Here is a 19,636-nt window from a genome sequence, read left to right on the forward strand (position 1 = left end):
TTGTTGATGCAGGCATGACACAAAGCATGTCCAGGGTCTCAAGATGCATAGATAACGGTCCTATGGAGGCATTCTGGGGAATGATGAAATCAGAGATGTATTATCTTAAAAAGTTCAATTCCTACGACGATTTGGAAAAGGCGATCAACGAATACATAGAGTACTACAATAATCATCGATATCAAAAGAGGCTCAACTGTATGACTCCACTAGAGTATAGACAGTATCTTTTGAATACAGCCGCATAAAAAAATGATGCCAACCACAACTCAATGATTGGCATCATAAAACTTTTTGTTTTTATACTGTCTACTTGACAGGGGGCACTTCAGAGCAGGGGCGGTTATTTCTTTTTGGTCGTGATCAATACCATGAGAGTGGCAAATGCAACCGCAAATGTCAATGCCTCGTAGATACTCATCCTACCACCCCCTTCCGTAAAAGGAAGGGGCTAACCGTCCCCCGAGCAGCCTGTACACTTATTATACTGTATTTTTCCAGTGGGAAAAAGAGAAAATTTCACCGCTGACCCTATTACGATACCATACCGCCTTTTTATGAGGGCGTTTTTTGCTTTGCTACCGGCCACCGGAGTTTGTGTTCTAACCGCTTTTCTTTGTATAGGCGGATTCCGGGCGAGCCGCCCGGTCCGGCAGACCGTCTTCCTCTATAACCGGCGCGTTGCAAATCAAGATAATAACGACCACCGTGCTGATACCAATCAATACCAGATAACCCATGACAAAAGCAAGCATAGCGTTTCTTTCTCCTTTCACGGCATCCGTCCTGGTTCACAGCCGGTTATTTTTTCGTGTCGATTTTGAAGAAGGCATTATAAGCGGCGGCAGCCTGGTTGGCGCTTTCGATGGCGGCGTTTCGTTCCTTGATGACCAGATTGGCATCGTTAGTCGCGGCGTCAATGTAGAGCTGGGACGCTTTGAGATAGGCATCCACCGCGGCAATGTAGGCGGCGGTAGCCTTGGCGTCCGCGATCGAGGCCGGCGGGGTCGGCATTGGCGGCAATGTGGCGGTTGCTGCCGGGTAGCCTGCTGCCAGGTTGGTGGCAATAGGGGCGGTTGGGACTGGCTGAGCCGATGGCTCAGTCGCGGCAACGGCCAGGCCGACCGCATTCAGCGCAATGAGGATCAATATGACATAAATGCTTTTTTTCATTATCTTTTCCCTCCTCGCTTATGGCCTCAGACGGAACCGGCAGCAGTTTCCCCGGCCCAGATGATACGCATCAGAGCGGGGTACTCCTCTGTCAAGTGCCGCAGGATGATGTCCAGGCTCAGGCTGACCAACTGTGGCTCAAACTGTTCCGGCACCGCCGGCAGGCAGCTGTCCAGGACCAGATCATTGGTTTCGCTGAGGTAATACTTGAAGGCTTTGTAGGTCCGGTTCTGGGTATTCACATAGTCCAGCAGAACCGGGCCGTTCGCGCCTTTGACGGCGGCAGCGACGACGCGCACCTGGAGCAGGGTGTAGAGGCTATCGTCAGTAATGAGCATCACCGGCAGCTGCTGGCCACCGACCTCCAGCTGGGTACGGAAAATGACGGTGTGCGCTTCATCGGCTGCCTCCTGCACGGCAAAGCAGGTGATCTGGTTACTTTCCAGGAACTGTTGAAATGCTGTGGCTTTTACATTGGCTGTTGTGACTGTTTGCATCGCTATATATCTCCTTTATCGTAGTGTTCTCCCGTTTCCTGCAGCAGACGATTTGACCCTGGACGATCAAGTCCAGTTGAATAGCTTTGGTCATTTCATGTGTTGACTGCCTCCTGGTTGCTCCTTACTGCGCCAGACAGCCGCTTAGAAGAAATACTGCACGGTCATGTAGTAGGTCCGGCCCTGCAACGGATAAACAACGCTGTTACTATAGGTTTTTACATCGTTTTGAAAATAGCGGAGTTGATCCGGGCCTTGATTAAACAGGTCGTTGACGCCGGTCGTCAGCTTGATCTTGTTGTTAAAATCATATTTCAGACCAAGATTGGTCAGTCCCAGCGATTCATTCAGCCCCTTAGCGTTATCATAATAGACGCCGACTTCATCCAGGTAATGGTACTCGCCGAAAACAGTAAGTTTATCACCGGGGAAGCGATAGCTCAACCGAACATTATATTCCCACTCGGGCACCCAGGGGAAAGGACTGCCTACCTGCCATTCCGCCGGCGTCACCAGTGACGGCTTGGTGCCGCTATTGGTGATCAGCGAATCGTTCCATGTGGCCGCCAGTAACAGGTTCCAACGCTGCCAGTTGAACTTGCTTTCCAGTTCCAGGCCCTGAATGTTGCCGGCCGCCAGGTTGGAATAATAACCGACGCCGTAAAAATCGAGCGAGTAGGTGCTGAGGTTTTTGGCCCGGCGGTTGAAATAGGACAACGTTACATCGCTGTCGGCATGGAAGGCTTTGCCCTGCCAGTTGGCACTGACATCCCAGCTGGTGCCGCGCTCCACGGTGGAATCTAACTGAAAATCGCTGTAGTTGGTTTTGTAGCTTTCCCAGCGGGACTTGACGTTGACGCCATCACCGAACAGTTCGTACCAGTTGGGAAATTTGTAGTAGGTGCCGTAGCTGCCGCGGAAGGTCCAGTGGTCGTTCTGCACCTTTTTTAACCCTAAGCCGTACGAGTATTTCCAGCTGCCGATATCGGGGTCGCCCAGATCGACGTCCATGGTCATTTTCTGGGCCCTGAGCACCGGCGTGAAAAACAGGTTGCCGCTCCGGTTGAGCGTCATGGTGTCCTGCACCTGGAAGTAGTAGTTGTTGGTCTGATAATCCTTCTTGAAGTATTGACGATAATAATCAATGACACCGGTGACCGAATGTTGGTAATCAGGCCACATATCGAAGTTGTTGGTGTCGACTTTCATGTTCTCGCGGGAAGCGTTGAACATAAATTCTACCAGATGGTTTTTGGCCATTTTCCAACTGCCGTCGATCGATCCTTCATAACGCCGGCTGCGGAATTCGTTATCGGCGACAAGAGTACTATTGCCGCTGACCGTTGACTTGGTCTGCATAGATGTGGCTTCCTTGTCCTGATAGGAGGCGTCCAGTTTCCAGCCCCATTCCAAATTGCCGGCCGTCTGCCGCCGTCCTAGGGTCAGGCCGGTCTTTTCCGTTTCCTGGTGACGGTAGGGATGCTCATACTGATCGGCATCCTCATAGTAGGTGGTATCGGGGAAGCCGGTCTTATTGTGCTGCCAGGTCAGTTTGGCGAACCAGTTGTCGTCCTGATACTTTAAGAGGGCGTCGGTGTTGTAATAGTCGTTGTTCTTGCGCCATTTGGTCACCCGCTTATCAGGGTCACTCCAGTTTTGCCAGCGGTGGTCATAGCGGAAGTCACCTTCCGCTTGGTCGCGGTTGAAGGCGAACAGCACGCTGCCTTTACCGGCGGGAGCGGTCAGTTCGAGGTTGCCCGTATAGCCGTCAAAGGAGCGCAGGCCGGTGGTGATGCTGCCCTTGGTGTCCTGCGGTTTCTTAGTGACGATGTTGATGGCGCCGCCCAAAGGTGAACCGGCGAAGCGGGCCGGCACGTAGCCGCGGTATACTTCGAGTGGTCGACATTTTCAATGGGGATGGTGGACAGGTCGACGGCTGCCTCGCTGGCCGAGTTGACCAGCACACCGTCCACATAGATATTGACCTGACCGCCGGTGGAACCGCGGACCTTGGCCACGGTATAATGGCCGGTGCCTTGCAGCCGCTGGACGTAGACACCGGGCACAGTTTGCAACAGGTCAGGCAGGTTTTTCATCTCACCTTTGTATTCGGGCACATGGATAACCGAGACGGTGCCGGGGGAAAGTTTTTTCTCCCAGTCAGGCCGCTGGGCTTCCACGACTAACGGCGCCATGGTGAAGCTGCCGGGCTCATTGTCGTCGGCAATGAACGGGGCCGTCTCAGGAACGGCCGTTGCGCGTTCGCCGGTATCTGTCGGAGCGGTTTGTTTTTCCTGAGTAGTTTTTCCAGTTTTATTGGCCTGTTCAGCCAGGCTGACCGGGGCTGTGTCTTCTCTCTGCGCTACGTGAATAACTGACGTTTTCAGGCTGTCACCGGCAACGGCCTTGTCTGTCCCGACAGCAGATGATGCGGCAATTGCCTGGCTGTCTTGCTCTGTTTTAGCGGTTTGTGCCGGTTGGGCTTCCGGCGTTGCCTTACCGGCCGCCAGGTCTGTCCCACCAGTTGTTGCCAGTTGTTTCGCATCCGTTTTGGCCGCCGGTGAAAATTCCAGCGCTTTCATGCTGCGGTCAATGGCATCCGTCTGAACACCGGCGGATGAGGGGCCGTTGAAACGCCAGGACATGCCGGCATTCACCTGCCAGTCGGTGTTGACCTTGCCGCCGGCCGTTTTGGTCAGCTCCACGAAGGCATTCTGATCTTTGCCGGTTTGCAGGTTTGCCCCCAGGGCGAATTCGTACCAAGTGTCCTTGCTTGCTAGCGTGTCCACTGGCAGGCTGGCCGCTACCTGATAACCTTCTACCTTAGTGCCATTTTTGTTATAATACGAACCCCAGTACATAGCGTCGGCCCGCGCCTTACCTCCATCCATAAAGTCATGGTTGACGGCGGCTTTGGCATAGACCGTGCCGCGCTTGTCACCGCTGGTAAAATTCCGGCCGGCGGTGACGCCCAGGCGGCCGATGAGCATGTCCATCTCCTCCTGGGTGTAGCGCATGTTATTGTCCTGCATGTAGCTGTAGCCTTTCATCTTGCCGTAGGACAGGCCGACCTGCGGTTCTACGAACCAGTCGTTCGTTAGCTGCTTTTGGTAGCCGTAGCGGAGGCCGGCGCCATAGGTCCAGGTACCGTAGTCATTGTCATACAGATTATCATCCGAGTCGCAGAACTTATATTGGTTGCTAAGCTTAGAGCCTCGGACGGTGAGATCGAGATAATGGCCTTTATCGCCGATCCAGCTTGTATAGAGGCCGATGCCGCCGCTTTTTAAATCGCCGGCCGAGCTACTGTACAACGCTTCATCGCTGCCGCTGGAAAGAGTATGCTGATGGAAGTCAGCATTGGAGTTAAGCATACTGAGGAATAAGCCGGTATACACCTTGCCGCCGAACAGGTTCCCTTCGCGCTGTTTGTCATATCCCACCTGGATGCCATTATAGCTCTGGCCGAAACTGGACCCGTAGGCGCCGTCATAGCTATAATCGCCGCGCCAGATTTGCGCCCAGGCCCCGTCCGCGCCTTCGTTCTGCCCCAGCCGGTTGGCAGCACGCAGTTCCTCGCCCCGTTTCCAGAACAGGCCGTCCTCCATCCGCCACAGGTTGCGCATCGACAGCTGGGCATTGGCCGCGCTGAACACGCCCTGGGATACCAGATCGGTCCGGGTGGCCGTCCAATCTAAATTATAGGATTTTGTCGTAACACCCTCGTAAGTACTTTCAGCCGAAGTTAATGTCGGTACAAATAAGTACTTGTTTAAGGAACTATCTTTATAATATGTTTCCGCGGAAAAATCCAGATTATTATCGACAGCTTCGGTTATGTTGTTAATTGTAATGACACGGTTAATCGTTCCCGAATAAAGACTTGCTGAAGCAAAATCCCAGAAATTGGCGGTGCTGTTTTTTTCCCCCAGACCGCCGGTATTTTTATTGTAGCGGATCTGCAATCGCACGGTCGCTGCCGTTTCATCCGCCGCCAGCTGCAGGTTGTTAAACACTAATTTATCACTTAAATTATCAGTTCCAGTTCCACCGCCCACGTTCAGACGGATTATGGAGCCGTCATGCAGAATGGTCGTTCCGTAAGTAAGAAAATTGCGGCTGTAAGCCAAGTTTGTATTTTCATATGTCGCCCACGGATTATCCGGATAGTTTTCGCCGTATTTATACGACAGGTCCAGCAGCGCGCCGCTGTCCAGTTCAAACGACCCATAGACGTTAATAGCTTTGGCGTCCATTGGCCGCCAAATACCGCCGCTGTTGATCAGAATGTTGCCATTATACCTGACTGCAGTAGGGCGTTCAGTTGTCCTTGACCAGGTCGTTACCGTTTCACCCGAACCAATGGTAAGGTCCGTATTGATCATGTTCGTCCGGTCCGGCGTGCCGTCGTTTAATATCGGTGCCGCCTGCGCCGGCGTGGTACAGAATAAGGCAGCCATGACCGTGGCCGCCAGAAAGGCATGCTTTGCTTGGTTTCTCCGCTGTATTCGTTTTTTCCATTTTCGCAAATTACTTCTCTCCCTACCGTTTCAACTTCAAAGATCGTCGGGAAAATATTTCTCACCGCCGAAAACCGGGATTAGTCGCCGGTACGGTGGAATTAGGCTCGGCTGCGGCAACGGTCAGGCCGACCGCACTCAGTGTAATGAGGACCAGCACAGCGTAAATTCTCTTTTTCATTGTGTTCCTCCCTCGGTTATGGTTTCAGACAGGACTGGCGGCGTTTTCCCCGGCCCAGATGGTACGCATCAGAGCGGGGTACTCCTCCGTCAGGTGCCGCAGGATGATGTCCAGCGTCAGGCTGACCAGCTGCGGCTCAAATCGTTCCGGCACCGCCGGCAGGCAGCTATCCAGGATCAGGTCATTGGTTTCGCTGAGGTAATATTTAAAGGCTTTATAGGTCTGGTTCAAGAAATTCACATACTCCTGCAGGGCCGGGTCGTTCGCGCCTTTGACGGCAACGGCGACGCGCACCTGGAGCAGGGTGTAGAGGCTGTCGTCGGTGATGAGCATCACCGGCAATTGCTGGCCGCCAATCTCCAGCTGGGTGCGGAAAATGACGGTGTGGGCCTCATCGGCCACCTCCTGCACGGCAAAACAGTTGATTTGATTGGTTTCCAGAAACTGTTGGAATGTTTTGGCTTTCACATTGGCTGTTGTAACTGTTAGCATTGCTGTATATCTCCATTATCGCAGTGTTATCCCGCTTGCAGAAAAATTGGGAATAGCTCCTCAAGCTAAATTTCATGCTGCTTAATTGGCATTGATACTACCTGTAAGCAACTAAGCCTGGACAAAACAGCATCCAGGCCTAATTGCAGAATAAGTACATCGTTGTGCCGAAGGCTCTGTTTAGAAGAAATACTGTACCGTCAGGTAATACGTCCGGCCCTGCTGCGGATAGGCCACGTTGTCGCTAGAAGTTGAGCTAGAACCGTCAGCAGCATAAGCATTTTGATGATACAATTGGTTTGGTCCTTTGTTGAGCAGGTCATTGACCCCGGCTGTCAACTTGACTTGTTTGTCAAAGTCATACTTCAATCCGACATTCGTGATGCCAAGAGCGTCATAAAGCGCATTGTTTTGATATGCGATATTATCGGTAGTTTGACCGCTTAGCATTATTCCGACCTTGCCGAGATAATGGTATTCACCAAAGACGGTGAGTTTGTCGCCAGGGAAGCGGTAGCTTAAGCGGGCATTAGCCTCCCACTCCGGTACCCATGGGAACGGATTTCCTCGATTTGCTGATGATTTTGTAACCATATTATCTCTGCCGCCTTTAGTGATTAACGAATCGTTCCACGTACCAGTCAGCAGCAGGTTCCACCGCTGCCAGTTCATTTTGCTCTCCAGTTCAATTCCCTGGATTTTACCGGCAGCCAGATTGGAATAATAGCCATAACCATATGGATTGATCGCATAGGTACTCAGGTTTTTGGCATCCCGGTTGAAATAGGTCAGCGTCACATCGGTGTCGGCCCGGAAGGCTTTCCCCCGCCAGTTGGCGCCGATATCCCAGCTGGTGCCGTGCTCGACATATGAATCAAGCAGATAATCGGAATAGCTGGTCCGGTACATCTCCCAGCGGGACAGTACATTGACCCCGTCGCCAAACAGCTCATAGAAGTTGGGGAATTTGTAGTAGGTCCCATAGGTGCCGCGGAAGGTCCAGTGCTCATTCTGCACTTTTTTGAGGCCAAGACCGTAGGAGTATTTCCATTCGCTAAGATCGGGATCGCCCAGATCCACGTTCATCGTCATCTTCTGGCCCCGCAGCACCGGCGTAAAGAACAGATTGCCGCTCTTGTTCAGAGCCATGGTGTCCTGCACCTGGAAAAAATAGTTATTGGTACTGTAATCGGTTTTGAAAAATTGCCTATAAGAATCAATTACGCTGGTAACGCTTTTGACCGCCTGCGGCCAGGCAGCAAAATTGTTGGTATTGACATTCATGGTCTCCCGGGAAGCATCAAAGAGGAATTCCACCAGATGATTTTTGCCCATTTTCCAACTGCCGTCGATCGCTCCCTCAAAGCGCCGGTTGCGGAAATCGTTATCAGCCGTTGTAAACAGCATGGCAGCACTATCGTTTTTAAACTGTTCATTAGTCGCTTTTTTATGCTGGTAAGAGGTATCCACTTTCCAGCCCCATTCCAGGTTACCAGCAGTCTGGCGCCGTCCCAGCAGCAGCTCGGTCTTGGTCGTTTCCAGATACCGTTTCTGATATTGATCATAATTATCCGCTACCAAAAAATGCTTTTTGATCTCGTCAAACGGCAGATCCACCCAACCATCATATAACGAGCCAGGTAGTTTTGTTTTGTTATCTTTATAAGTCAGTTTGGCAAACCAGTGGTCATCCTGCCATTTTAAGAGGGCGTCGGTGTTATGATAGTCGTTATTTTGCCGCCAGCGAGGTTCGGTAATACCATCGCGCACATCTCCTCTCGGATGAAGCTTGTCATAGCGGAAATCGCCTTGGGACTGATCCCGGTTTAGAGCGAACAGCAGACTGCCTTCGCCCACCGGCGCGGTCAGTTCCAAATTGCCGGTATAGCCGCCAAAGGAACGCAGGCCAGTGGAGATGCTTCCTGTGCTTTCCTGCGGTTTTTTGGTCACGATATTGATGGCGCCGCCTAAAGGCGAGCCGGCAAACCGGGCCGGTACATAACCGCGGTAGACTTCAATATGATCGACATTTTCAATCGGGATGATAGATAAGTCAACGGCTGCGTCGCTGGCGGAATTGACCAGCACACCATCAATATAGATATTGACCTGGCCGCCGGTCGAGCCTCTGACTTTGGCGACGGTGTAGTGGCCGGTGCCGCTCAGCCGCTGGACATAAACGCCCGGTACGGTCTGCAGCAGATCCGGCAGGTTTTTCATTTCGCCTTTGTATTCGGGCACATGGATAACCGAAACGGTGCCGGGGGACAGTTGTTTCTCCCAGTCCGGCCGCTTGGCTTCGACGACCAGCGGGGCAAAAGCAAATGTGCCCGGTTCGCTGTCGCCGGTAACAATCGGTGCCGGCTCCGAAGCAGCCGTACCGGTAGCGGCTGTTGGGCGTTCACCGGTATCTGTCTGACCGGCAGGTTCTGCCGAATTGGCTTGTCCGGTCTTATCCTGTTCTTGCTGACTGTCCTGTGTTTTGTGATCTGCCAGGTCAGCCGGCATTGTCAGCTTGTCACCTGCAGCGGTTTGATCAGTTCCGGCAGGTTCCCAGCCTGCTTGTAACGATTGCGCTGCCTGCACCGCTTTTACCGCCGGGGAAGCTATGGGCGCGCTCAGGCTGCGGTCGAAGGCTGCATTCTGTGCCGCCGCCGCCCGTTCGTCGGACGAAGGGCCGCCAAAACGCCAGGACATGCCGGCGTTGACCTGCCAGTCGGTATTCACTTTGCCGCCGACTGTTTTCGTCAGTTCGACAAAGGCACTCTGGTCTTTACCGGTCTCCAGATTAGTGCCCAGAGCAAACTCATACCAGGTGTCGTGGCCTGCCAGGGTATCCACTGCCATGCGGGCAAGCACGATGTCCTTTTCACGCCAAGAATCATATTTCATGGCATCGGCGCTCGCACTGCCACTGTCTTTAAAGTCGTGATTAACCGCGGCTTTAACATATACCCGGCCTTGCCGATCACCGTGGGTGAAGTTCCGGCCGGCGGTGACGCCCAGACGGCCGGTGAGCATTTCCAGCTTGTCCTGGTTATAGCGCATGTTATTGGCCTGGGTATAGCTGTAGGCTTTCATCGTGCCGTAGGTAAGGCCGGCCTGCGGTTCCAGATACCAGCCGTTCGGCAGTTGTTTTTGATAGCCGTAGCGGACACCGGCGCCATAGGCCCAGGTGCTATAGTCATTGTCAAACAAAACGTCATCCGAGTTGTAGAATTTATAGCTGTTGTTCATTTTCGAGCCGCGGACGGTCAGATCGAGATAGTGGCCCTTGTCGCCGAGCCAGCTGGTATACAGGCCGATGCCGCCGCTCTTTAGATCGCCGGCGGAGCGGCTGTAGAGCGCTTCGTCGGTGCCGCTTTTCAGGCTATGTTGATGGAAATCGGCATCCGAATTGAGCATACTGAGGAACAGGCCGGTATACAGCTTGCCGCCGAAAATCTTTCCCTCCCGCTGTTTGTCATAGCCGACCTGAATGCCGTTGTAGCTCTGGTCAAAACTGGAACCGTAGGCGCCGTCGAAGCTATATTTGCCGCGCCAGATTTGCGCCCAGGCACCGTCGGCGCCCTCGCTCCGGCCCCGCGCATTGGCGGCGCGCAGGTCTTCGCCCCGTTTCCAGAACAGACCGTCTTCCATCCGCCACAGATTGCGCATTGACAGCTGGGCATTGGCCGCACTGAGCACGCCCTGGGAAATGAGATCGGTACGGGTGGCCGTCCAGTCTACTTTATAACTTTTGGAAATAGCGCCAGTATCAGGATCTGTAGAAGTCCCTGATGTTAATTCCGGCACAAATAGGTACTTGTGCAGTGAATCGTCAATATAATAGGATTCTGCCGCAAAATTAAGCTTCTCGGCTACAGTCGAATCTAAATTCAGCAGCTGAATAATATTACTAGTGCTTCCCGACAAAGAATTCGCCTTACTGACTTCCCAGTCGGTGCCGCCCAAATATTTACAATATCGGAATTGCACCTTAACCATGGCGGAATCTTCGCCAGCGGCTAATTGAGGATTATCGAAAAAAACCCTATCTCCATTCTCATCAAGACCAGTAGACCCCAACCTTCCCGCTACATTCATGCGCAGAACAGCTCCATCGTGTAAAACAGCATGATCCGCTGAAAAAGTTCGCATTGTCGCAGTTGTATCCCACAAATTACCCGGATAGTTTTCTCCGTATTTGTAAGACAGATCCAATACTGCGTCTTTGTATAATTCCAAAGTGCCAGTATCTAAATTAATGGCCGATGATGCGTCCATCGGCCGCCAGATGCCGCCGCCTAACACAACAATATTGCCGTTGTAGTAAATATTCATTTTAGCAGCTTTGTTATATTGTTCCTTAGTGCGAGCCCAAGTCGTCACTGTTTCATTTGGCCCAATGGTAAAGGAAGTATCCATCAGATCCATCCTATCCGGCGGACCGTCATTTAGAAGAAGTGACGCATAGGCCGGCGATGTGTAGAGCATGGCCGACACGGCCAGTGCCGCCAGCAGTACCTGTCTTTTTTTCGCTCTGCCGTCTCGTTTCTTTATTTTTCGCAAGGTTTTCTCTCTCCTATCTGTTGCTAATTGAATCAGCAGTACGCTGCCGCTGACTTCTTTTCTAAATGTCTTGTGTCAAGCTCTGGGTAGTTTCATTCAAGGCCTGCTGCGCATTTTTACTTCTCTGTGTCTTATTGTTCCTCCGCCCAGACCTTGCGCATCATCACCGGGTATTCTGCCGTCAGGTGCCGGCGAATGATGTCTCAATGTAACTCCGGCATGTGGGCTACCGGGTCACCTTGCCAATGACATCAGCGGTGATGTCGGTGCCGCCGTAGACCACGGCCCCGGCGTCAAGGATCACGGTCAGGCCCTTTTCCGCGGCGACGGCCTTAATGGCCGCTTCAATCTTTTCTCCCACCGGTTTCATCAGTTCGTCTTCCCGCTGTGCGCACGTTGTGCGCTTCATATATATTTCACAAAAGACGGGGACGGTGGTTCTGTCTTGCTGATTCCCCGTCACCACTGCTTTTTTTATTGCTTGACCTTCGCGATCACATCGGCGGTGATATCAATACCGCCATAGACTACGCTTGCTGCGTCAATCACAACGGGCAGTCTTTTTTCCTCCGCGACGGCCTGAATGGCCGCTTCAATTTTATCGCCCACCGGTTTCATGAGGGCATCTTCTTTCTGTGCTTCCCCTCGGGCGATGGTGTCGTTCAGCGCTTTTCGCTCCGCATCCGGCAGGTCCTTCGCCCGGGCGTCATAGTCCTTTTGGGCCTCGGCCCGCAGGTTTTGAATCTGCTTCATGACTTCCTGGATGCCAGGATAGCTGGCGAAGACTTGCTGCCTGTTGACATAGCCGACGGTTTGGCCGCTTTTCGCCGGGGCGGCCAAGGCCGCTGCCGGCGTGAATAGACCAACTATACAAAAGATAAAAAATACGGCGATGATGGCGGTTATTGGTTTGTGTATTTGCGTATTGGTTTGTTTCATTGGTTGTGCTCCTATCCTATTCCTTGTCGATACTGTCCCGCCTGTCCGGTCGCTTAGCGCCTGCGGCTGGAAATAAAAAAACTCCCTTACAGGAGTTGATCACGTCAGACCGGAGGGAATCGGGTTCCAGGTACTGCCGTAATCCCCTCCCTGTCGCTCGCAGGTGCCGCAGCACGCCTTCCGCCGCAAAAACGGCAGACTGACACGCTGCTATGGTGATCGCCGGACAGGCAGTTCTCCTGACTCCGGTTCATCGCTCGTTTGCGTCTTCCCAAAGCTTGCGCTCCAGTGACCCAGTACGTTAGCCGTACTGCTGCAAACTTGCTCCCCGTTACAGTGGCGGGACCGTGTTGGCTTTGCACCAAACTTCCCTATTAAGCCCCGAAGGGCACCTCTCCCCACTTTATGTTGTTGTTTAGCTTATCTCTTATGCTCCCTCCCTTGCCAGGCCGGAAAAATGTCCATTTCCTGCCCGTTCTTATGTGTTGCTCCGGTTCCCTCCTTTGCTGCTCGTTGCCTTGTGCAAGGATAAATGCTCACACAAGCCCCCAATCCTCTCCCTGTTGATCGCAGGTCCAGCAAGGATGTCAGTACAGGCAGTTCTCCTGGCTCTCCTTCATCGTTAGCCTCGCCCTTCCCGGCAGCTTTATCGCCTGCCAGTGGCCTTTCAGGACTAACTCGGGCTTACAGTGGCGGAACCGCGCCGGTTTTACACCGGTCTTCCCTATTGAGCCCTCTCACAGGGCACCTGTACCCGCTAACTTCCCATTCACTTAATACATTGCTGCTATATCCGCTCTTCCCTATGGAGCAGCATCTCCAACATCTAATCGATCCTTTGTCAAAAAAACCTGTCCGTCGTCACAAAACAAAAAAAGAAGCCACCCCTGCCTGATAGACAAGAAGGCTTCTTCGCTAAGCCGGCGCAGCCGGCATTCTACACGCACGCAAATCTCCCTCCCTGTCTGTCGCAGGTGGCTACCGTATCGACCCTAATTCTGTGAATTCCAGCGGTGGATTTTTTGCAAAAAATCTTCTCGCTATTCTCCTTACAGTCTTAGCGTCGGCATGGTATTAACGGTGATTGTCATACAGGCAGTTCTCCTGGCTCTGGCTCATCGCTCTGCCAACCTTCCCAAGACAAATACGTCTCAGTGGCGGAGTACAGTATTGCTGCTGTACTTTGGCTTTGCTCCCCATTACAGTGGCGGGACCGCGCCGGCCTTACACCGGCTTTTCTGTTAGGCCCTTACGGGCACCTGTATCAAAATTTCTCAGTTTATTTTATTTTTCTTTGCTGCCCTAAATTTTACCACAGTAACTGCCCGCTGTCGAGCCGTTTCGCACTATTTTGTTGTATTTTTCACTTAATTCTTTCTTTCTCGACATTCAGCTTGGTTTCTTCCGCGCAGTCCGCGGCTCCCTTGCTGCCGGCAGGCCCGTTCGCACGGGGCGCGGCGGCGCGGGGTTTGGCCGCCGTGGCCGGTGCGCTCCCCTAGCCCAGCATTGCAAGCGTATCCGGGCAGGCTTACGGTGAGCGGCGCGCGGGTTTGGCGGCTGCTCATGGTAAGCCGTCTATTGGGCTGTTGGCGCCGGGCTGCCGCTTCCCCCTCCCGTTTGTTCGTGCGGGAGGGGGATTAAGGGGGTGGGTTCTCCAGAGCGGAGCCGGGCCGTCTGACGCCGCCACCTTTTGATTGCCTCCCGGCTAGTGAAGGGCCGTGCCGCGGCCGCGTACCCCCCAATTTGTTTGGCCGCTCCTTAGCGGGGGGTTTGGGGGGTAGTCCTTCCCGTTAGGGCGCCCGTAGTCCTCCCTTCCCCCCGAATTTCAATTGCGGCCCACCGCTTGGACGGCAACGCCATTCAGGTGGGATGGGGGGGCTCGGGGGGAAGGGAGGACGGAGAGTGGACACGCGCTTTTTGTGTCCACGGGGCGGGACGGGCGCGGCCGCGGCAGGGAACGAACGGCGGTTATCACCCGGCCAGGCGAGTGGCGGCAGGTGGCCCGGTGGAGCGGTTGGTCGCCCAAAGCCCTGGCGTGTCTGGTTGTCGTTCCCGGCGGTCGGCAGGACGCCCGGCTGGGTCGGCCGGTGGTGTTTCGGCCGGTCCGGCTGGAGTGGCCTGCCGAGGCCCCGCGCAGTGTGCGGGGCCAGCCGACGTTTCCTGCAGTCCGGGCACGAGTACCAAGGAGTGACCTGGTCTGCTCCCCTGCCAAGCTGACGAATGGCCACTCGGCAGGATACGGCTTTGAGCGGTGGCCGGCCGGGAGCGGATGAGGATAGCAGATCGCCGCAAAGAGCGGACGGCCGGGCATAGAGCGGTAGCCGTTTGATTAGCACTGGGCGGAGCAGCCCGGTCAATGAGGCTCGACTTTATTCGCCGGCTTTTACAACAGGCAGCGCCCGCTTGACTACCATCACTGCCGGCAATCTTGTATACTTCGCAATCTCTGGACAACCGACTCCGGCCATACTAAAATAAGCATATAAGGAAAAAATTCGGCAAATTCAAGGTGACAGGAAACCCCTTCTCACGGCATCACCTGCAATGAGCAGTCTCCCGGAGGTATCGCCATGCGCGTCAAAGCCGCCAATATCATTTATATCCGCCAACAACTCCGTCAAGCCCTGGAAGGAATTTGGGAACAGCCGCTGACCGTGGTGGAAGCGCCGATGGGCTACGGAAAAACCACTGCCGTCAAAGACTTCCTACAAGGCAGTGACGCCAACGTGTTGTGGCAGACGCTGGCCGACGCCTCGGCCAGCGGGTTTTGGCGCGGCTTCTGCCGCCTGCTGAAAAAAACCGACGAGAGCCGCGCGAACCGACTGGCCGAACTGGGCGTTCCCACCGACAGCGTGTTTATGGAAGCGGCGCTGGAGCTGATCGGCAATATCGTATTCGCCGGACGAACGGTCCTCGTGTTCGATGATTACCACCTGCTCGCCTCCCCGCCTGTCGATCAATTCATCGAACGCCTGGTGAAGACGGCGCCGACTAATCTTTATATCATCCTCGTCTCCCGGACAAGGTTCGGGGAAAACACGACCGAACTGGCCCTCAAAGGGTTTTGTCAGGTCATCGGCAAAAGCTGCTTCGAATTTGCCGAAAAAGAAATCATCGCCTACTACAAACTGTGCGGCATCCGTCTCCGGCCCGGCGAAGCCGCCGCGCTGTACGCCTATACCGAAGGCTGGATCAGCGCGCTGTATCTCAGCCTGCTCACCTTCGCCCGCGAAGGAAAGGTTGAGCGGCAGGCCAGCCTGCCCGAACTGCTGGAGAAAGCCGTCTACCGCCAGTGCCCGCCGGCGGTAAAGGAATTTCTGCTGACCATCTGCGTGTTCGACAGCTTTACCCTGGCGCAGGCGAAAGCGCTGTGCCCGCAGGAAAACGCCGGGGAGATCGTCAGCTATCTCATGGCCAACAATGCCTTCATCAAATTCGACCCTTACAACCGGACCTATCAGCTGCACAATATCTTCACCGGTTACCTGCGGGAACTCTTAGAACAGCAGGGAGCGCAGCGCCGGCGGGCCGTTCTGCAGGCGGCGGGAAGCTGGTACCGGGAGAACAGCGACTACATCCACGCCATGGACTGCTTTTATGAGTCCGGTGATTTCGACCAGTTATTGCTGGCCTTTGTCCTGGATACCGGCCGCAGTACCAATATTGAACATAAAGAAACACTCATTCGCTATTTTACAGACTGCCCGGCAAAAATAAGAAGAAACCATCCGGCAGCCTGCCTGCTCTATGCCCAAAAGCTGTTCGCCTTTGATGAAAGAGACCTGTATGTCGCCGCGTGCCGGGAAGCCGGTACCTACATTGAAACCGTTCCCGACGAAAAAACAAAACGACATTTGTTAGGCGAGTTTGAGCTGATTATGAGCTTTGCCAAGTACAATGACTTGTGGGCCATGGCCGAGCATCACGCCAAAGCGTACGAACTCTTGGACGGACCGGCCCGGTTTTACGACGACAATCTCAGCTCGCCGTCCGTGCTGTATCTGTTTTACCGGCAAAGCGGGCTGCTTGATCAAACCGCGCGGGATTACGCCGCCTATATGCCGCGTTACCGCCTGATTACTTCCGGGCACGGCGCCGGCGCCGAATACGTAATGCAGGCGGAACTCTCTTTTCACCGGGGCGACTTTGAACCTGCCGGCATTGCCCTCCATCAGGCCCTGCAGGCGGCGCAAGACAACGGGCAAAGCGCCATCCGGCTCTGCGTCCTGTTCCTGCAGAGCCGGCTCGCTTTGATCGCCGGCGACCTGCCGGCGGTGTGGGAGCTCTTGCGGCAGCTGCGCGCCGAAATTGATGAGTACGGACATTACCAGCACGCCCATACCATTGATTTATGCGAAAGCGTCATCTACGCCCAGTTGGGGCAGGCACAAAAAATCCCGCCCTGGATTGCGGGCGGGGATTTGCCGGCAAGCCGGCTGCCGCTGCTGAACCACACCTTTTTCAACATTGTCTACGGCAAGGTCCTGCTGCTCAGCGGGCAGGAGCTGAAGCTGCTCGGCTTGACCGGCCACTTTCTTGACGTGGCCGGCACCTTTCCCAACCTGCTCGGCCAGGTCTACACCCATATCTATGCGGCGGCAGCCTATCACCGCCTGCACCATCCCCGGGAAGCGCAGGCGGCGCTCCGCCAGGCGGTAGACATAGCCGCCGCCGACCAACTGATTATGCCGTTTGTGGAAAATGGGGCAGACCTCGCGCCTGTTCTCCGCGAACTTGCCAACGACGACCGGTATGCCGGTTTTATCCGTAACATCACGGCGACGTACGCCGCCTTCGCCCCCAAACTGGCCGTCATGCGGGCCGCGGGGGTCCCCGGCGACGACCTGGCAAGCCTCACCGCCCGCGAGCGGGAAATCTCCGGTCTGGTTGCCGCCGGGCTGTCCAATCAGACCATTGCCGGAAACCTGGTCGTCGCCGAGGTGACCGTCAAAAAAGCGCTGCAAAACATTTACGCCAAGCTGGGCATCGCCAACAGAGCGACATTGGCGCGGCTGATAATGGAGCGAAACTACCGGGAACCATAAAAGACTCTACTTTCGTATAGTATCTTTCAAAAGTCCTTCACTTTATGATAAAGTGAAGGGCTTTTTTATTGGCGTAATAGTCTAAGTGTCATCATAAGAGAAATTTTGCCAAAGGAGATTTCTATGAAAATACTCAAAGCAGTGCCTGCTGCCGGTTACTGTATCACGATTTATTTTGACAACCACCACTCCGTCACGCTGGATATGAAAAGCAAGCTGGAGACCGTCCGCTTCTCCAGCCTCCGGGACGAGCAGGTGTTCTGCGCCGCCCGGACCGACGGCAAAGCGGTGTACTGGCCGCGCGGCATCTCCATGGCCGTCAGCGAAATTATCGAGCTGATCGCCAAATAAAACCGCTGCGATATATGGAGACTTCATTCAGACGGCGTTTTAACGCCGCCTGAATGGCAGTCGCAATGATCCAGGGACTTAGCCGCTCTTTACGCGCCGCTTGCAGAAGCGGGAGTAGTAGAGCGGGTTAGCCATCGGATAAATTTTTTAAAAACAAAGAAAGGAAGTATCCCATGAAACCATACTGTTGGCATCCAGGTAAAAAATTCATCGCCTTTACCGCCCTGTCCGTTTTTTCGGCCGCCCTGCCGGCCCTGGCGGCCACCCGGCCCGACACCGGCACCATCCTCGACAATGCAAAACCGCCGGCGGCGCAGCAGCCGATTGAGCGGCAAACCCCCGCTATCGCCGTCGAAGAACAGCCCGTTGCCCCGGCAGCCGACGGCGGTCAGAAATTTTTTGTCAGCGCCTTTCGTATTCGCGGCGAAACGCCGGTGCCGGCGGATGAACTGCTAAAGATCGTGCAAAACGAAGCCGGCAAAGAAAGTACCCTGGGTGAACTGAACCGGCTGACCGGCAAAATCACCCAGTATCTCCGCTGGCAAGGCTACCTCGTCGCCTTTGCCTACCTGCCGGCCCAGGATATCCGGGACGGCGTCGTCGAAATCGCCGTCGTCCCCGGCACCTACGGCCAGGTGAACATTACCGGTAACGGCCCTATCGCCCCGGACCGCTTGCGCGCCATGCTGTTCGCCGCCCGTCCGGGCGCCGTCATTACCCGTGAGCCGCTCGAACGGGCCTTGCTTCTCATCAACGACCTCGCCGGCGTCCACGCCCAAGCCACCCTGTCGCCCGGCAAAGAGGCCGGCACCGCCGACCTGACCGTAGAAACATCCGCCACGGCCAAAACCAGCGGCGCCCTCTACAGCGACAACTGGGGCAGCCGCTACACCGGCCGCACCCGCTACGGCACCCAGCTCCGTATCAATAACCTCAGCGGCGCCGGCGACGCCCTGACCGTAGGCGGGATGACCACCCGCGACGGCATCGACAACTACAATTTCGGCTACAATATCCCCGTCGGCGCCGACGGTGCTACGTTTGACCTCAGCTACTCCCATGTCGGCTATACCCTCGGCGACAGCTTCGCCTCCTTAGGTGCCACCGGCCGGGCGGCCGTCACCGGCTACCAGCTCTCCTATCCGCTTACGAGGAGCCGCAGCGCCAGCCTGTACGGCAGCTTCGGCTACGACCATAAACAGCTCCGCGACGACCTGACCGGCTACGGCAGCTACAATCCCCGCACCAGCGGCCTCTGGCATATCGCCCTGTCCGGCAATAGCGCCGACACCTGGCTGGGCGGCGGCACCAATTCGTTCAGCCTCACCCAGTACTGGGGCAGCCTTGATCTCACTGACGCGGCCTCCTTGGCAACCGACGCCGCCACCGCCCAAACGGACGGTCACTTCACTAAGACAGTGTTAAATTACCGTCGTCAGCAAGCAGTGGCGCAAAACCTCAATTTCAACCTTAGTTTCACCGGCCAGCTCGCCGGCAAAAACCTTGACTCCTCCGAAAAGCTCTACCTCGGCGGCGCCGACGGCGTCAGGGCCTACCCGCAGGGCGAAGGCGGCGGCGACCAGGGCTACAAGCTCACCGGCGAACTGCGCTGGCTGCTGCCGGGCGCCTCGGCCGGCCATCACAATCTCTACCTCAACACCTTCTATGACTACGGCCACGTCATGACCAATAAAGACCCCTATAGCATCGGCGACAATAGCCGCAGTCTGGCCGCCGCCGGCTTAGGGCTTCTCTGGGTGCAAGGCAGCGACTTCACCGTCCGCCTCGACTATGCCTGGAAGGCCGGCCAGGAAACCGCCACTGCCGACACCGACAAAAACGGCCGCTGCTGGCTGCAGGCCGTGAAATATTTTTAAAGGAGGATAC

General features: G+C 55.0%; 14 protein-coding genes and 3 riboswitches. Of the genes, 4 read left to right on the forward strand and 10 right to left on the reverse strand.

All coding sequences use genetic code 11. The features are described from left to right. Window positions 1–248 (forward strand): IS3 family transposase (locus BMZ99_RS16265; RefSeq protein ID WP_139214786.1); only part of this gene is annotated, 248 nt, incomplete at its 5' end. A gap of 354 nt (window positions 249–602) precedes the next feature. On the opposite strand, the gene BMZ99_RS26380 is transcribed toward BMZ99_RS16265, so the two are convergent. From BMZ99_RS26380 to BMZ99_RS26385, 10 genes are all read right to left on the reverse strand, one after another. Further along, window positions 603–755: a hypothetical protein gene (locus BMZ99_RS26380; RefSeq protein ID WP_175490580.1), complete on the reverse strand. Its 153-nt coding sequence runs from the start codon at window positions 753–755 to the stop codon at window positions 603–605. Window positions 756–801: 46 nt separating this feature from the next. Then, the gene (locus BMZ99_RS16270) at window positions 802–1,173 is read right to left on the reverse strand and encodes a hypothetical protein (RefSeq protein ID WP_090939559.1); all 372 of its coding nucleotides are present in this window, start codon (window positions 1,171–1,173) and stop codon (window positions 802–804) included. 26 nt (window positions 1,174–1,199) lie between these two features. Next, a complete protein-coding gene (locus tag BMZ99_RS16275) occupies window positions 1,200–1,670 on the reverse strand; it encodes a YbjN domain-containing protein (RefSeq protein ID WP_090939562.1) in 471 nt (156 codons plus the stop codon). Window positions 1,671–1,814: 144 nt separating this feature from the next. Continuing rightward, window positions 1,815–3,518, reverse strand: a complete 1,704-nt coding sequence (locus tag BMZ99_RS26765) for a TonB-dependent receptor (RefSeq protein ID WP_217645105.1) — start codon at window positions 3,516–3,518, stop codon at window positions 1,815–1,817. Further along, window positions 3,413–6,199 (reverse strand): autotransporter outer membrane beta-barrel domain-containing protein, encoded by a 2,787-nt coding sequence (locus tag BMZ99_RS16285; protein WP_090939568.1) that lies wholly within the window; start codon window positions 6,197–6,199, stop codon window positions 3,413–3,415. The genes BMZ99_RS26765 and BMZ99_RS16285 overlap by 106 nt, the downstream gene beginning before the upstream one ends. Window positions 6,200–6,395: 196 nt before the next feature. Next, a complete protein-coding gene (locus BMZ99_RS16290) occupies window positions 6,396–6,863 on the reverse strand; it encodes a YbjN domain-containing protein (protein WP_090939570.1) in 468 nt (155 codons plus the stop codon). 180 nt (window positions 6,864–7,043) lie between these two features. Beyond that, a complete protein-coding gene (locus BMZ99_RS16295) occupies window positions 7,044–11,414 on the reverse strand; it encodes a TonB-dependent receptor domain-containing protein (protein WP_090939573.1) in 4,371 nt (1,456 codons plus the stop codon). 226 nt (window positions 11,415–11,640) lie between these two features. Next, window positions 11,641–11,823 carry an OmpH family outer membrane protein gene (locus BMZ99_RS16300; protein ID WP_090939576.1) on the reverse strand — a complete coding sequence of 61 codons (183 nt, stop codon included), beginning with the start codon at window positions 11,821–11,823 and terminating at the stop codon, window positions 11,641–11,643. A gap of 65 nt (window positions 11,824–11,888) precedes the next feature. Further along, window positions 11,889–12,353, reverse strand: coding sequence for an OmpH family outer membrane protein (locus BMZ99_RS16305; protein ID WP_090939578.1), 465 nt, complete (start codon window positions 12,351–12,353; stop codon window positions 11,889–11,891). Window positions 12,354–12,565: 212 nt separating this feature from the next. After that, window positions 12,566–12,764, reverse strand: a riboswitch (cobalamin riboswitch). 167 nt (window positions 12,765–12,931) lie between these two features. Beyond that, a riboswitch (cobalamin riboswitch) is annotated at window positions 12,932–13,120 on the reverse strand. A gap of 36 nt (window positions 13,121–13,156) precedes the next feature. Then, a complete protein-coding gene (locus BMZ99_RS26385; RefSeq protein WP_175490581.1) occupies window positions 13,157–13,300 on the reverse strand; it encodes a hypothetical protein in 144 nt (47 codons plus the stop codon). 130 nt (window positions 13,301–13,430) lie between these two features. After that, window positions 13,431–13,631: riboswitch (cobalamin riboswitch) on the reverse strand. 1,292 nt (window positions 13,632–14,923) lie between these two features. Between BMZ99_RS26385 and BMZ99_RS16315 the strand changes: the two genes are divergently transcribed. The 3 genes from BMZ99_RS16315 (at window position 14,924) to BMZ99_RS16325 (ending at window position 19,626) form a co-directional block, all read left to right on the forward strand. Continuing rightward, window positions 14,924–17,398, forward strand: coding sequence for a LuxR C-terminal-related transcriptional regulator (locus tag BMZ99_RS16315; protein ID WP_090939584.1), 2,475 nt, complete (start codon window positions 14,924–14,926; stop codon window positions 17,396–17,398). 123 nt (window positions 17,399–17,521) lie between these two features. Beyond that, window positions 17,522–17,749 (forward strand): DUF2442 domain-containing protein, encoded by a 228-nt coding sequence (locus tag BMZ99_RS16320; RefSeq protein WP_090939587.1) that lies wholly within the window; start codon window positions 17,522–17,524, stop codon window positions 17,747–17,749. A gap of 173 nt (window positions 17,750–17,922) precedes the next feature. Further along, on the forward strand, window positions 17,923–19,626 hold the full coding sequence (locus BMZ99_RS16325) for a ShlB/FhaC/HecB family hemolysin secretion/activation protein (RefSeq protein ID WP_090939589.1): 1,704 nt from the start codon (window positions 17,923–17,925) through the stop codon (window positions 19,624–19,626). Window positions 19,627–19,636: the final 10 nt, after the last annotated feature.

Source organism: Pelosinus propionicus DSM 13327 (assembly GCF_900114615.1).
Taxonomy (GTDB): Bacteria; Bacillota; Negativicutes; order DSM-13327; family DSM-13327; genus Pelosinus; species Pelosinus propionicus.

Bases quoted from the DNA above. Each gene is read 5' to 3' on its own strand.
- BMZ99_RS26380 (WP_175490580.1), bottom strand. From the start codon at position 755: ATGCTTGCTTTTGTCATGGGTTATCTGGTATTGATTGGTATCAGCACG.
- BMZ99_RS16270 (WP_090939559.1), bottom strand. From the start codon at position 1,173: ATGAAAAAAAGCATTTATGTCATATTGATCCTCATTGCGCTGAATGCG.
- BMZ99_RS16275 (WP_090939562.1), bottom strand. From the start codon at position 1,670: ATGCAAACAGTCACAACAGCCAATGTAAAAGCCACAGCATTTCAACAG.
- BMZ99_RS16290 (WP_090939570.1), bottom strand. From the start codon at position 6,863: ATGCTAACAGTTACAACAGCCAATGTGAAAGCCAAAACATTCCAACAG.
- BMZ99_RS16300 (WP_090939576.1), bottom strand. From the start codon at position 11,823: ATGAAGCGCACAACGTGCGCACAGCGGGAAGACGAACTGATGAAACCG.
- BMZ99_RS16305 (WP_090939578.1), bottom strand. From the start codon at position 12,353: ATGAAACAAACCAATACGCAAATACACAAACCAATAACCGCCATCATC.
- BMZ99_RS16315 (WP_090939584.1), top strand. From the start codon at position 14,924: ATGCGCGTCAAAGCCGCCAATATCATTTATATCCGCCAACAACTCCGT.
- BMZ99_RS16320 (WP_090939587.1), top strand. From the start codon at position 17,522: ATGAAAATACTCAAAGCAGTGCCTGCTGCCGGTTACTGTATCACGATT.
- BMZ99_RS16325 (WP_090939589.1), top strand. From the start codon at position 17,923: ATGAAACCATACTGTTGGCATCCAGGTAAAAAATTCATCGCCTTTACC.